This window comes from Nocardioides sp., from assembly GCF_047606145.1.
Classification (GTDB): domain Bacteria; phylum Actinomycetota; class Actinomycetes; order Propionibacteriales; family Nocardioidaceae; genus Nocardioides.
Window position 1 is genome coordinate 22,145 of the sequence record NZ_JASGET010000018.1, and the last position, 14,263, is coordinate 36,407.

Sequence of the window (14,263 nt, forward strand, 5' to 3'; positions counted from 1 at the left end):
TGCGCGGCGCCAATGTCGGAGGTACAGGGTCTGTCCCGCGTTGGCAGGAATGTCGGATCACCGAACGACTCCTGTGGCGGTGGCCGCGGCGGTGATCCGCCAGAGCTGCGTGGCGGCCTCGTCGTCCAGGGCGTATGGCTGAACTCCGCCGTCGTCCATCGTGCCGGTCGGCGTTGCGAGGCGGGCGATGTCGCAGTCTTCGAGGTAGAGGCCGCCCGCGCCGTCGAGCAGGGGCGAGGTTGCGGCCCACAGGCCCGTGGACGCTCCTTGGCTCGGGGTCTTGAAGTCCTCGCCGACGACCGTCCCGGTCTGGTCGATCCAGCCGAGCGCGACCTGCTCGGAGACGGGCAGCTCGCGTTGCAGGCCGGTCATGATCTTTCCCGGGTGCAGCGCGAACGCCCGCACACCCTCACCTCGCCCGAGTTGATCCAGATGTACGGCGAAGAGCACGTTCGCCGTCTTGGACTGCCCGTAGGCGGCCCACTTGTCATAGCCGGCGAGGAGGTGCAGGTCGTCCCAGCGGATGTCCGAGGCGTGGTGGCCGGCGGAGGAGTAGACCACGACACGGGCGCCCCGGGCAGCCAGCAGCGGGAAGAGTCGGGCGATGAGCGCGAAGTGGCCGAAGTGGTTGACGGCGAGCTGGTAGTCCCAGCCGGGGCCGACCGGCCGTCGCGGGGTCGCCATGACCCCGGCTGCCGCGATCACCAGGTCGATCCCGTCGACGGTATCGATCAGGTGATCGGAGACCCGGGCGACACTTGCCAGGTCGGCGAGGTCGACGTCATCGAGCACCGTGACCCCGGCGATGCCGGCAAGAGCCGCCCGCGCGGCATCTGCCCGTCGTGCGGGCACGAGGACCCGGGCGCCTGCGGTTGCGAGCGCGATGGTCGTCTCCCGTCCGAGACCGGAGTAGCCGCCGGTGACCAGCACCGTCCGGCCGGTCAGGTCGATGCCCGCCATGACCTCGGTCGCGGTGCTGGCCGCGGTGAAGCCGGAGCCCACAGGATGCTGTTCGTTCACGCCCACGAGTCCGACGCTAGAAGCTAGAGTTCCCTCAAGGTCAAGTTCATTGGACGGCGTGTGGACGGAGCACGAGTGAGCGCGGGCGGCGAGCGGACTTTCACGATCGGGGAGGTTGCCGAGGCGGTCGGGATGAGCGTGCACGCGCTGCGCTTCTACGAACGCGAGCAGCTCCTCGTCGGGCCCATCGGGCGCACCTCGGGCGGGCGGCGACGTTACAGCGCGATCGACGTGGACTGGCTGCGTATCTGCACCCGGCTTCGCGAGTCCGGGATGCCACTGGCCGAGCTCAAGCGGTTCGCGGCGCTGGTGCGTGAAGGCCCGGGCAACGAGGCCGAGCGTCTGGCCCTGCTCGACGCACAGCGCGAGCGGGTCGACCAGCAGATCAACGCCCTGGAGCAGGCGCGGGAGGTCATCGCCTGGAAAACCGACGTCTACGAACAGCACCTCCGCAATGGCGAGGCCATCGGGCTCTGGGACCCGACCATCGCCGGCACAGCAACCCCCAGCACCATGAGGAATCCGAGCCGGCTCTCTCCTGCCTGACCTCAGGCGGAGTGCACTGGGCGCAGAGCTGGGCCCGGGTCCTGATCCGGCTGGCCGCCGGCGTCGGTTACCTGGTTCGCTCGGCATCTGGCTACGCGGCTCCCTCGATGTCGGGATACTGCTCCGTAGTCAGTTGCAACCTCGCGGCGGCGAGGTTCTGTTCGAGGTGCGCGATCGAGGTCGTGCCGGGGATGGGCAGCACGTTCGGAGCGCGGTGGAGCAGCCATGCCAGGGCGACTTGGGACGGCTCCGCACCGAGCTGGGCGGCGATAACGTCGAGCGCTCCGCCCGGGCGGGCATGTTCGCCGGTGGCGAGCGGGAAGTAGGGCAGGAACGCGATCCCTTCCGCAGCGGTGTGGTCGATGACGGGATCGTGGTCTCTGGTGGAGAGGTTGTAGATGTTCTGCACCGCCGCGATCGGTGCGGTGCGGCGAGCTTCCTCTACCTGATCCACGGTCACCTCGGACAGCCCGAGGTGCCGGATCTTGCCCTGCTTGCGCAGCTCGGCCAGCGCGCCGACCTGCTCCGCGATCGGGTATGCCGGGTCGAGACGATGGAGCTGGAGCAGGTCGATGGTGTCCACGCGGAGGCGGCGCAGGCTCAACTCGACCTGCTGGCGAAGGTAGCCGGGGTGGCCGAGCGGCACCCACTCCTCAGGAGACGGCCGCAGATTCCCGATCTTGGTCGCGATCACGAGGTCGCCCGGGTAGGGGTGCAGCGCCTGAGCGATCAGCGCCTCGTTCTCGCCCAGCGCGTAGGAGTCGGCGGTGTCGATGAGTTGCACGCCGAGTTCCACAGCGCGCCGTAGCAGCGCGATCGCATCGGTGGGGTCGGCCGGGGCGCGCCAGATGCGGGCGCCTTCCTGGGTGCCGTCGTCGGTGCCATCGGTGAGACGCATGGTGCCCAGGCCGATGCGGCGCACGGGCAGGTCGCCGCCGATCAGGAACGTCTCGGCAGCGGTGGGTGTTGGGTTGGTCGATGTCGTCATGATTCAGACGCTAGGAACTGCCACCAGTGTCAGGTGCAAGAGGAGGAACGGATGAGCCTGTCGAATGACTCGCTCAGCATCGGGGAACTCGCCCGACGCACCGGCGCGAGCGTGCGGTCGCTGCGCCATTACGAGCAGTCCGGTCTCCTCCCCGCGCTGCGTACGAGCGCCGGCCACCGCCGCTTCTCTGAGGAGGCGGAATCCACCGTTCGACGCATCCGCATGTTCTTGGAGGCGGGCCTGCCACTGTCGGTGATCGCGAAGCTCATGCCCTGCTTCACCGATCAAGGCGCCAGCCTTGAGCCCTGCGTCACCAGATACCTGCGTCAGCATCTCGCGACTGTCGAGGACCGCATCGAGAGCTTGGACCAGCAACGTGAAGCCCTCGCGCAGCTCCAAGACCTCGTCCTTGCCTGACGCAGCGCGAGCATTCCTGCTCTTTCAACGCGAGTAAGAGGAGCGCGTCAAGGCCGAGGCGCCGCAACTATCGGAGCAGCCCAGATGTGGGCCGATGTTCGCGTCCCTCGGCAACAGCGAGGGGGTGAGGTCGAACCGACATGGGAACCCGCGGATCAACGTCGCGATCCACCGAGCCGTGTCTATCCGACAAGCGCATGCGTCCGCCCGCTTCGCCAAGGGCCATCTGCCTCCAGATGGGTCCGGGGAACTCGAACATCGAGGCCATCCGCGCACCGGCGCGACGCCTCGCGCGGCGGTCTTCGCCTGCTGATGCAGGTCGGGCGACGAAGTCATCGCACGACGAGTGGGCAGGTCGCCGCGTGATGGGCCGCGGCTCTGGAGGTCGGCGACCGCGTCGAGAGGCTCGTCAGGTCGCGGTGGGGTCGTGTTCGGCGAGGAACGCGCGGACCTGCTGGTGGGCGTCGGGGTTTCCGGCCCAGTAGGCGTGGCGTGCGCCGGACAGTAGGACGAGCCGTGCGTCCGGGATGCTCTGGGCGAGGAGCTCGGCGTTCTCTGGGACCGCGAGCTGGTCTTCGTCGCCGTGGATGACCAGGGTTGGCACGGTGATGGCGGAAAGGGCAGGGCCGTCGTGCAGTGCGACCGCGGCGAGATGATGTCTCATCGCCTCTGGTGAGGTCGGGGCGGGCATCACGCTGCCCGCTTCGGTCGCGTGCTCGGCGATCCACGCGTCGGGATAGAACAGCGCCGTCAGAGCGGCACCGCCCGTCGTCAACGCCTCTGACGCGTGGGTTGGGCGAGGGATGCTTCCCGGGCCACCCACCGTTGTCGCTCCCAGCGTCAGCGAGGCCACGCGGTCCGCATGCTCGGCGCCGAGCCATTGCGCGATCCGCCCGCCCATCGAATGACCGTACACATGGGCGCGTGTGACGCCGGCGGCATCCAGGACTGCGAGGACGTCGCGGGCGAAGTCTCGCGTCGACCACGCCTCCGGGAACAGGTCGTCGCTTTCGCCCGTGCCGCGATGATCGAACACGATCACCGTGCGCTCCCCGAAGTCGGCCACGGCGGAGTCCCACCCGTGGTGATCCAGCGCCAGCCCCGCGACCAAGACCACCGGCAGTCCCGCGTCCTCAGAGCCCGGCCTGGCCGAGAACCACAACCTCGCTCCATCGCCTGCCATCGCGTATGCCACGCGCCCATCGTCACACCGACCACCGACATCCAGCAGCGAGCACGTGACGTCGAGACAGGCGGAACCGCCGGGCGCGCGCCTCGGTCTGCACGTCGCGGGACCCGCGCCGACATCTCGCGTCCGCCGACGACCGCATGGACACCTTGGACCACGACCGCGAAGCTCTCACAAGACTCCAGGAACGCGTCCTTGCCTGACGAAGCGTTGTTATTCGCGACCACTCCCACCGCGGCATGAAGGTTCATCAGGTCACACCGCCGGTTAGCGGTCTCGGCGCTCCCCGTCGCGAAGGGCGACCAGTGCCTGGGACGCTCGTCTCGGAACCACTCCGTTGCCGAGTGCGGTGAGTTGCTGTGCGCGCGTCAGCCTGAGGCTCGGGTCGGTGACCCATACAGCGGGAAGACCCAGGAGCCATTCCACGAAGGCCAGTGCTGGCCGGGCCCGGCGTGCTCGTTCAGGATCGCGGCAGCCGAGGCTGGTCGTCCGGTGATGCGCTCCCATCGGGCGATGGCGGGGGCATAGCGTCCCCAGCGTCGAAGAACTCCTCGATCACGGCGAATGTCACTCCGGGCGAGGGTTGCCTGCCGTGCCTGGTCACGAGGTCGATCGCCTGATGGCTCAGCGCGATCGTCCCGCGTCGCGCCTTGACCTGATCCAGCGTCTCGCCGCCCCGTGCCGAGTACTCGATGCCGGGCTGGTCGCCTGCTAGGTGCTCGCTGCGCCTCCTGCACCCGCTGACTGCGCCGCGCCCGACCTCCGCCGTAGCCTTCGTCTCGCCCTCCCTCAGAGCCACCACGTCTCTTGCAGGTCGAGGACTGGACTTAGAGCGCGCTCTAAGTTCTACGGTGGGTGGCGTGACAGAGGAGAAGCACCCGGACGGGCTGACCGTGGCCGATATGGCTGCGGTGACCGGCGTCTCCGGGCACACGCTGCGGTACTACGAGCGGGCCGGGTTGATTCAGGCTGTGACCCGCAACGGCGGGAACCAGCGTCGGTATCAGCCTGGCGATGTGGAGTGGGTGCGGTTCCTGCTGCGCCTGCGCGAGACCGGGATGCCGATCGCCCGGATGCGCGAGTACGCCGTCCTGCGCGCCGAGGGCGACGCCTCGCTACGCGCCCGCATGGAACTGCTGGCCGAGCATCACGACCGCCTGCGCGAGCAGATCGCCGCGCTGCGCGGACACGAGCGGGCGCTGCGCGCCAAAGTCGACACCTATGCGCAGATGCTCACCGACGCCGAACTGAACGGAGAACATCGATGACTGACACCAACACCGCGCGAGCGGAACGATTCGAGGCGGGCAAGCGCGTCCTGGACGCCATCGACGGTGAGGCCGGGGTGAAGGTGATCGACGCCCTGGCCGACATCGCGCCCGAGCTCGGCCACCAGATCGTCGCCTGGGGCTTCGGTGACATCTACGCCCGGCCCGACCTGGAACCCCGTGACCGCCAACTCGTCACCCTCGGCATGCTCACCGCGCTCGGGGGTTGCGAACCGCAACTGGAAGTGCACGTCGGCGCAGCCCTTAACGTCGGCCTGCAACCTGAACAGATCATCGAGGCGTTCCTGCATGCCTCCGTCTACTGCGGCTTCCCCCGGGCACTCAACGCCGTCGCCATCGCCCGCAAGGTCTTCACCGCGCGTGGCCTCCTGCCGATCGCTTGACACCCCGCCGAACGCACCCGCTCGGAACAACCGGGTCGACGGGCGACGTTGCCGTGAAGCGTGACCACCGATCAACCCAATCCCCTCGACGCGCTCGCTCGCGTCTACGTCGATGACATCGACTCCGCGCTCCCGCTCTACCGCACGCTCACGGGCGAGGAACCGCACGCCTTCGCCTTCCGTAGTCTCCGCCTGGCGAAGGTCGGCCTGTTCCTCCTCATCGAAGGGGCGGACGAACACGTGCGCTCCCACGCCGCCACGATCGCCGTCCGCGACATCGACCAGGTAGCCCGGACCATCGAAAGCGCAGGCGGAAAACTCCTCGAAGGTCCGGCCGCCGGTCCGAACGGGCCGCGGCTGATCGCCCAGCACTCCGACGGCAACGTGCTCGAATACATCCAGCGCACCTGAGCCGGGGGCGGCGCGACGGTGTTCCACGCGCCCGACCTGCGGGTGGGAGACGTCAGTACGCAGAGCGCCAACGCTCCGCTGGCGGAGTGCCCGATGCCGTTCTGGCCCCCACACGCCTCCCGCGCGACGGTCGCGGTCCTCATGGTCGACGAGGCCGACGAGACAACCGGCCGGCACGGGTCCTCGTGCCCATCCAGACGTAGAGAGACCCGCGGGCCAGGGTCAGCGGTGCAGCTCCTGGGCGAAGTCCGGGCAATCCAGGGATCTTGGCTCGCGAACCTCGACCGTGTCAGTCCGGCAGCGGTGCTGCGCCAGCTGCTTCCGGCGCCGTCGTTTCTTCGCCCTCTGCTACTCTGCCACGCCTCTTCCAGATCGACACCGTTCTGCTGGCTGTAGCCGTCGCATGGTCGATGCCCGGCGATGCCCTTTCGCCGGGCCCGTCGGAGTCACCCACACGGTTGGCACCAAGGGTGCTATCGGTGCGCCGGGGCGCACCTGGCCGCTGAGGCGGCCCTTCCCGAGCCCGTCTCGGGGAGGGCCTGCCGTGGTAATGACGATCCGGGTGATGTCGTCGGGCCGCGGCTACGAATACCTGTTGAAGTCGGTCGCTGCCGGCGACGGCGACCGCGACAGGGGCACCCCGCTGACCCGCTACTACACCGAGTCCGGCTGTCCTCCAGGAACGTGGCTGGGCACGGGTCTGCCGAGCCTGGGCACCGGGCAGGGTTTGACCCTCGCGGCCGGCGACACGGTGACCGAGGAACACCTGGCCCGGCTACTCGGCGAGGGCGTCCATCCGGTGACCGGCGACAAGCTCGGGTCGCCGTACCCGCGGTTGCAATCCCCACAGGAGCGGATTGCGGCCAGGGTTGCACGCCTGGACCCGGAACTGACTGGTGCGCAACGGACGCAAGCCATCGACCATATCCGCGAGGAAGAGGTTGCGAAGAAGCCGCAGACCGCGGTTGCCGGGTTCGACCTGACGTTCTCGCCGCCGAAGTCTGTCTCAGCGGTGTGGGGTGTTGCGGACGCGGGAACGCAAGCGTTGATCGCGCAGGCCCATCACGCAGCGATGCGCGACACCCTCGCGCTGTTGGAGGAACGGGTCGCGGCGACGCGGGTCGGGCATGGAGGAATCGCCCGGATGCCGATCGTCGGGGTGATCGCCGCGGCGTTCGATCACTACGACTCCCGCGCGGCCGATCCGCAGCTGCACACCCATCTCGTGGTCTCGAACAAGGTCCAGGGCGTCGACGGGCGGTGGCGGACGCTGGACTCCCGCACCTTGCACCGCGCCACCGTCGCGTTGTCGGCGTCCTACAACGCGTTCCTGACCGACCACACCGCCCGGCTGCTCGGTGTCTCCTGGGGGCCGGTGGACCGGGGCAAGGACCGCAACACGGGCTGGGAGATCGACGGCGTGCCCTCCGCGCTGTTGGCGGAGTTCTCCCGCCGCACCACCGGCAGCAGCGACGACGGGGCGGAGGGGATCGAGCAGGTCAAGGACCGGCTCATCGCCGAGTACGTCGCCGAGCACGGTCACGCGCCCTCAGCGCGCACGGTCGCCAAGCTGCGCCAGCAGGCCACCTTGCAGACACGGCCGGAGAAGCAGTTGCATTCGCTGGCCGAACTGACCGCGCAGTGGCGAGACCGCGCGACTGCGGTGCTCGGTGAGGACTCGACCACCTGGGCGCAACACCTTCTCGCGCACGGGGCCAGTGAGACCCGGTTGCGCGCCGCCGACCTCGACGCAGAGCAGGTCGCCGACCTCGCCGCGGTCGTGTTGATGGAGGTCAGCGACCGGCGCGCGACCTGGACCCGTTGGAACCTGCACGCCGAGGCCATGAGACAGCTCATGGGGGTTCGGTTCGCCAGCTCTGGCGACCGGACCGCCGTGCTCGACCAGATCGTCGCCCGTGCCGAAGAAGCGTCCCTCCGACTCACCCCCGAATACGACCGGTCCGTCCCCGACAGTTACGTCTTGCCGGACGGGTCGAACCGATTCCAGACCGCCGACCAGGTGACGTATTCGAGTCAAGCCATCCTGGACGCCGAGACCCGCCTCTTGCGCTACTCGGAGAAGCAGACCTCGCCTGTCCTGTCGGCGCGGCTGGTCGCCCGGCACACATCCCGCAAGATCAACGGGGTCCGGCTCGCTGCGGACCAGGCAGCGGCGATCACTTCGATCGCTCGATCCGCGCTCACCCTCGACCTGCTCGTCGGGCCGGCCGGGACCGGGAAGACCACGGCGCTGCGCGCCCTACACCGGGCCTGGACCGCCGCGCACGGCAAAGACTCGGTGATCGGACTCGCGCCGTCCGCCGCCGCCGCCGAAGTCCTCGGCGACAGCCTCGATGTTCGGGCGGAAAACACCGCCAAGTTCCTCTACGAACACCGCAAGGGTCGCTGGAACCTCCACGCGGGCCAGCTCGTATTCATCGACGAAGCCTCGCTGGCCGGAACACTCGCCCTGGACAAGATCACCACCCACGCCGCCCAGGTCGGGGCGAAGGTCGTGCTCGTCGGAGACTGGGCACAACTGTCCGCGGTGGAAACGGGTGGCGCGTTCGGGATGCTCGTCCGCCATCGACGCCAGCACCACGGCACGGTGCCGGAGTTGACCAACGTGCGCCGGTTCACCGCGACGTGGGAGAAGACCGCCAGCCTCGCCCTGCGCCACGGCAACCCCGACATCCTCGACACCTACGACGAGCATGGACGGCTGCACGACGGCGGAGCCGAGGCGATGCTCGATGCCGTCTACCAGGCATGGCAGCATGATCGGGACGCGGGCCTGTCCACGTTGATGATCGCCGGGAACGGTGAGGCGGTCGCGGAGTTGAACCAGCGCGCCCGCGCCGACCTCATCGCCGCCGGCCAGGTACGGCCGGAGAGCGTGGCGTTGCACGACGGCACGGCCGCCGGGGTCGGTGATCTGGTCGTCACCCGCCGCAACGAGCGCCGCCTGACCACCAGTGGGCGCGGATGGGTGAAGAACGGCGACCGCTGGCAGATCACCCAGCGCTACTCGGACGACTCCCTCGCCGTGCGCCGGCTCGGCAAGCGCGACATCCCACACGGCCGGGCGCTGCGGCTGCCCGCCGAGTACGTCAGCGACGACCTGGAACTCGGCTACGCCTCCACGACTCACCAGGCTCAGGGCGCGACCGTGGACACCGCGCACGCGCTCATCGACCCCGAATGGGAATCCCGGGAACTGCTCTACGTTGCCCTCACCCGCGGCCGCCAGGCCAACCACGCCTACGTCATCCAGCCCGACCCGCACGAGGTCGAACCCCACCTCGACCAGCCCGAGCCGTTGACCAGGGTCGAGCAGTTGGCGCGGGTGCTCGCCCGCAGCGACGCCGACCTGTCCGCCACCGAGACCCGGCAACTCGAGGTCGACCGGCACGCCTCCCTGTCCACGCTGCTGGATGAGTACGACCTGCTCGCCGCGGAGGCGCAGCACGACCGGTGGGCGGTGCTACTCGATGTCGCGCCGTTCGCGGAGAACGTCGCCGACGACGTGTTCACCAGCCCCTACTACGAACACCTCGAAGGCGCCCTCGGCCGACACGAAGCCGCCGGCCACAGCGTCGCCGCGATTCTCACCGCCCTCGCAGCCAGCGTCACACCAGGGGAGGGCCAGGACGACCCCGCCGCCCAACTCGCCACGCGCATCGACCAAGCCACCGAGAAACTCCCACCAGGCCGCACCGCGCCGCGCCGAGTCGCCGGGCTCATCCCACGACCCGCCGAGCCAGTCTCCGACGACGTGCAGAAGGCGCTGGCGGAACGCGAGGCTCTTATCGAGGCGGCTGCACGTCGAGCCCTTCACGATGCGCTCAACACTGGCGAAGCCTGGACGGCCCGCATCGGTCGTCCGAGCACCAGCCCTAACACCCGCGGAGCATGGCTCGGTCATGCCACCACGGTCGCGCTCTACCGACACCGGTACGACATCGCCGGCCCTGCGCCGCTGGGCAACCCGAAAGACATCACCAAGGCGCAGCAAGCCGCCGAGTACCGCGCAGCCCGCGCGGCACTCCGCCGAGCTCGGGCAGTCGGCGAAGCGGCCCACGACGCCGGAACGAGACGGAATGTCCCGCGGCCTGACCAAGGTCACCGGCTCTGAACGGCCCTCGGCTCCGTATGTACGCAGGTACGGTGCGGCCGGGTGAGCGGGCAGTCCGGCTACCGTGGAGAAGCATGACGGAGCGCACCCGCGACACCGGCGACGAACTGATCCTCTACGACGATCAACATGCGCTGCTCCGCGTTACCCGACCGACCCGGCTGCTCGGCGCCGCCTACGGAGGCGTCCATGTCCTGCCCGGTGGGACGCTGGTCACGGCCGGGATCATCCGCCAGCGGCTCGTCGTCGAGTCCGGCGGAGCCTGCTACGCCTCCGGCTACATTCGCGCCGTGCCCAAGGTCGCCGCCGGTGGTCTCCTGGAGGTCACCGGTCACCTCGGTCCTGTGCGCTGGCCGGAGGCCGACATTGCCGGCACCATTCTCGTCGCCGTCGGTGCCCGCTACGGCGAGCGCGCCGTCGCCGAAGACGGAACGCTCGCGCCGTTCGACCCCGCCACATCGGCCCGTATCAACGAGAGCACGCCGCAGTTCCGCATCGTCCGTAGCGGACCGACACCGACCCTCGAAGGCCCCCTCAACCCAGCCCCGTTACCACCGATCACCGGGGCCTGACGGCGATCCGGGGCGATGTGCGCACCTGTCTGCAAGGGACTCCCATCCCTGTGCGGACGGAGGTGGCGCGATGGCCCTACCGCGGTATCGCGCCGAGCAGTTCCAGACATCCGGCTGGGACAGCGGCACGCCCGAGCGCAAGGCGAGGTTCGTGAACTCATTGCTGCGGCTCATCGCCGACGACTTCCCCCGCGAGCGATTCACCCGCGCGCTGTATCTCGGCCTGTCGACTCACGGCTACTTCGGCTTCATCGCGCACTACAACATCCACGGATTCTACGAGGAGCAGATGTCGACCCCCGCCCGTCGCGCACAGTTCCTGCACGACCTCGCGTTGGACTGCGAGAAGGACGCCCACCTCGACCGGCCCGACCTGTGGAGCGACGTGAAAGCCGTCCTCGTGCACCATCTCCCGAGCGATCGGGAGCAGCCAAGCTCCCGCCGCTTGCCACCCGTCACCGCGTTCGGGACACGACCCGCCGCGGCCCGGGACGACGCTCCTACGCTGTTCTGATTCGTCGCCGGATCTACGGGAGTGGCTCCGCGCTGGACGACCAACGCCGTGTAGGTCGTGGCGCTCAGCCCACTGACTCGGCCCGCGCGTACACCACCGAGTCGGTCTGCTGCTTCCGCATACGGCGGCGGTCGGCTGCCTCATAGATGCGGACGCGGAGCAGGAGGACCAGGCTGATCGGCCCCATGATGGCGAACTTCATCGCGTTCCAGATGAACAGCAGTACCAGGAGGTTGAGCCAGCCCGGGGCGCCGTTGTCGAGGAGCACACGGACAATGCTCGCCGCGTAGAGGTACGGCACCCCCAGGAGCATGGCGGGGATGCCCCACTTGAGGCCGCGACGGGTGCGGATCGCATCGAGCGCGATGTTGGTGGGCATGTAGCGCCGCAGGAAGTAGCGGGTGTACACGCTGGCGATCCAGATCAACCGGAACATGTCGACAGTCCTCTCCAAGAGTCCGGCGACAAGGAATCTCGAAGGACTGTCCAGCGATGCTGTTCAGTCATGCCCTCGCATCTGGCGATGGCCTAGTAGGTAGAAGCCGCCTACACCCTCATGTTAACCCCGTCCTCCGACAGTGGGGAAGCGTCCGACCGAGCGCGCCGGAGGGTCGGTGGCTAGCGTTCGCGCCCGTGGACGTCGCGCATCGCCACGCGGTCTCACATACACGACCGGTCGGCCATCCGCTCCAGCCTCGATGGTCTCGGAGCCTCGATCGCATCCCGGGTCTGGACCCAGCACGCCCACGAGATCGCGTGGTGATCGGACGAGTCTGGGTCGTTCGAGATCTTGCCTGGCCCCTGACCTGCGAGCGCCCTTCGCGCGTGGTCGTGTCGTCCCATGCCTGCGGGATGTGGTTCGAGATAATGGTCCACGACATGGATCTCTGACCATCGGGCGAGTTCGCGCAGCCGAGCCATCGCCAGAGAGCGAGGCAGGCAATGGCGGAGGCACCTCCGCAGATCCGGCTCTGGGACGACAACCCGAGCACGTTGGATCTCCTCGGGTTCGACGCTGTGGTTGAGCCGATTGCCGCTGCGGTCCGCGAACGCAACATCCATCCGCTGACGCTGTCAGTGCAGAGCCCTTGGGGTGGCGGGAAGTCCACGATCCTGAAGCTGATCGAGGCTGAGTTCAAGGACGACGACACCTGCTTCGTCGTCTCAACCAACCCGTGGGCCTACGACGATCAGGTGGACGTCAAGGGCACGCTGATCTCTGAGATTTTGCACGGCATCGAGATTCAGATCCCCGATCCGGGGATCAGGGCCAAGGTCGCAGCGAAGGCGAAGGAGTTGCTGGGACGCATCAGCTGGAGCCGTGCAGCGGTTGCCATCGCCAAGGGAGCGCTGACCTTTCAGGTCGACCCGCAGCAGGTAGCTGACATCTTCCAGCCCAAGGACCCGGGCGGGCCGGACTCGATGGCGGGCTTCAACGATGCCTACAAGGAGTTGCTCGCACTGATACCGAACGTCGAGCGCGTAGTCGTCCTTGTCGATGACCTCGATCGCTGCCTGCCGGATGCAGTGACGGCGACTCTTGAGGCGATCAAGCTCTTTCTCTCCACCGAGAAGATGGTGTTCGTCCTGGCAGCCGATCAGGACATGGTTCGGGATGCCATCTCGGTCAGCCTGGATGGTGCTCGCCGCGGCGACATCTTTGCCAGGCGCTACTTGGAGAAGATCGTTCAGCTCCCGATCGCACTACCGCGGCTGTCCGCCACCGACGCTGAGGCCTACATCGGCCTCCTGATCGCCGGCCGCTCGATGAAGGAGACGGACCTGAAAGCCCTCGCGGCGCACGTCCGCGCGCGACGGAACGCCCATCAGACCCCGCTGCTGCACGACTTCGAAGGACTGGCCGTCAAACCAGCCGAGGACGATCTCGCGCTGGCGGCCCAGCTTGCCGAAGGCCTGAGTGCCGATCGTCGCTCGAATCCGCGCCAGATCAAGCGCTTCCTCAACGCGTTCGGTGTCCGGGAATCCATCGCCCGCGCTCGCGGCGTCACAATCCCGCCGGCCGTGATGATCAAAATGTTGCTGCTCGAAGAACTCCACCGCACCTCCTTCAACACCTTGGCGGCGGCGCCGGTCCAAGAGCGCAAGACCTTTGTCGCCCGGTGGGAGGCCTGGGCGAACCCCTCCGGTGAGGAGGGTGAGGACGCGACTCTCCCAGAGGGCATCGACCAGGCGACGAAGGAGTGGGCCGCCGCGCCCCCGTCTCTCCGCAGCGAGAACCAACTTGACCAATATCTCACCCTCGCGGCGAGCCTGATCAACGTCAGCATGGGCGCCCAGGTCTCCGACGAGGTGCTCGCGCTCATCAATGACTTACTGGGTGAGAGCGAAGCTGCACGGAATGTGGCCGCCAATTCACTGAGCGAGCGCGGCGAGGACGAACAGCTGGCAGCCCTGGATGTTCTGTTCGCGACGACCAAACGCATGGAGGACGCCGAAGCGGTGATCCGGGGCGCCGTTCTCTGGGTGGGGAAGACGCCCGCGCTGGAGCAGGCAGCGGCAGCCGGAGTCGAGGCCCACTGTTGGGGAGCACGTCTGACCCCAGGTGCCGTCGTCGAACTCGGGACGAGCGGGCGATCCGCGCTCGTTGAGCTGGTGCGACGCGCGGCTCAGGACACCACGCTGCACCCTTCGACTCAGACTGCGGCGCGTGACGAGATTGACCAACTCGATGGGAACTAGCGGCGCGTACGGCGGCAGCAACTCCGCCGAATGGAACGACTTCCGAGACGCATGGTCAGACCTCGGCTCAGGGGACACCGGAGCCAGTACTGGCGATTC

Annotated in this window: 13 protein-coding genes; 9 read left to right on the plus strand and 4 right to left on the minus strand. The window is 68.3% G+C overall.

What is annotated here, in order from left to right; translation table 11 throughout:
* Positions 1–57 precede the first annotated feature (57 nt).
* Positions 58–1,026 (minus strand): oxidoreductase, encoded by a 969-nt coding sequence (locus tag QM638_RS02245; protein WP_415140306.1) that lies wholly within the window; start codon positions 1,024–1,026, stop codon positions 58–60.
* Between the two features lie 69 nt (positions 1,027–1,095).
* Between QM638_RS02245 and QM638_RS02250 the strand changes: the two genes are divergently transcribed.
* Positions 1,096–1,566, plus strand: coding sequence for a MerR family transcriptional regulator (locus tag QM638_RS02250; RefSeq protein ID WP_415140307.1), 471 nt, complete (start codon positions 1,096–1,098; stop codon positions 1,564–1,566).
* Between the two features lie 91 nt (positions 1,567–1,657).
* On the opposite strand, the gene QM638_RS02255 is transcribed toward QM638_RS02250, so the two are convergent.
* Positions 1,658–2,488 carry an aldo/keto reductase gene (locus tag QM638_RS02255; protein ID WP_415140308.1) on the minus strand — a complete coding sequence of 277 codons (831 nt, stop codon included), beginning with the start codon at positions 2,486–2,488 and terminating at the stop codon, positions 1,658–1,660.
* Positions 2,489–2,605: 117 nt separating this feature from the next.
* Here QM638_RS02255 and QM638_RS02260 point away from each other — a divergent pair, with 117 nt between their 5' ends.
* On the plus strand, positions 2,606–2,971 hold the full coding sequence (locus QM638_RS02260; protein WP_415140309.1) for a MerR family transcriptional regulator: 366 nt from the start codon (positions 2,606–2,608) through the stop codon (positions 2,969–2,971).
* 409 nt (positions 2,972–3,380) lie between these two features.
* Here the strand turns inward: QM638_RS02260 and QM638_RS02265 are convergent, their stop codons facing one another.
* Positions 3,381–4,166, minus strand: coding sequence for an alpha/beta fold hydrolase (locus QM638_RS02265; protein WP_415140310.1), 786 nt, complete (start codon positions 4,164–4,166; stop codon positions 3,381–3,383).
* Between the two features lie 854 nt (positions 4,167–5,020).
* Between QM638_RS02265 and QM638_RS02270 the strand changes: the two genes are divergently transcribed.
* From QM638_RS02270 to QM638_RS02295, 6 genes are all read left to right on the plus strand, one after another.
* Positions 5,021–5,428 carry a MerR family transcriptional regulator gene (locus tag QM638_RS02270; protein WP_415140311.1) on the plus strand — a complete coding sequence of 136 codons (408 nt, stop codon included), beginning with the start codon at positions 5,021–5,023 and terminating at the stop codon, positions 5,426–5,428.
* Complete coding sequence (locus tag QM638_RS02275; RefSeq protein WP_415140312.1) at positions 5,425–5,832, plus strand: carboxymuconolactone decarboxylase family protein; 408 nt, start codon at positions 5,425–5,427, stop codon at positions 5,830–5,832. Before QM638_RS02270 ends, QM638_RS02275 begins: the two co-directional genes overlap by 4 nt.
* 60 nt (positions 5,833–5,892) lie before the next feature.
* Positions 5,893–6,243 (plus strand): VOC family protein, encoded by a 351-nt coding sequence (locus QM638_RS02280; RefSeq protein WP_415140313.1) that lies wholly within the window; start codon positions 5,893–5,895, stop codon positions 6,241–6,243.
* Positions 6,244–6,793: 550 nt separating this feature from the next.
* Complete coding sequence (mobF, locus tag QM638_RS02285; RefSeq protein WP_415140330.1) at positions 6,794–10,378, plus strand: MobF family relaxase; 3,585 nt, start codon at positions 6,794–6,796, stop codon at positions 10,376–10,378.
* 74 nt (positions 10,379–10,452) lie between these two features.
* Positions 10,453–10,950 (plus strand): hypothetical protein, encoded by a 498-nt coding sequence (locus QM638_RS02290; RefSeq protein ID WP_415140314.1) that lies wholly within the window; start codon positions 10,453–10,455, stop codon positions 10,948–10,950.
* Positions 10,951–11,020: 70 nt separating this feature from the next.
* Positions 11,021–11,464, plus strand: a complete 444-nt coding sequence (locus QM638_RS02295; RefSeq protein ID WP_415140315.1) for a hypothetical protein — start codon at positions 11,021–11,023, stop codon at positions 11,462–11,464.
* Positions 11,465–11,528: 64 nt separating this feature from the next.
* On the opposite strand, the gene QM638_RS02300 is transcribed toward QM638_RS02295, so the two are convergent.
* A complete protein-coding gene (locus tag QM638_RS02300; protein ID WP_415140316.1) occupies positions 11,529–11,900 on the minus strand; it encodes a sulfate permease in 372 nt (123 codons plus the stop codon).
* A 506-nt stretch (positions 11,901–12,406) separates the two neighbouring features.
* Here QM638_RS02300 and QM638_RS02305 point away from each other — a divergent pair.
* Positions 12,407–14,164: a P-loop NTPase fold protein gene (locus tag QM638_RS02305; protein ID WP_415140317.1), complete on the plus strand. Its 1,758-nt coding sequence runs from the start codon at positions 12,407–12,409 to the stop codon at positions 14,162–14,164.
* Positions 14,165–14,263: the final 99 nt, after the last annotated feature.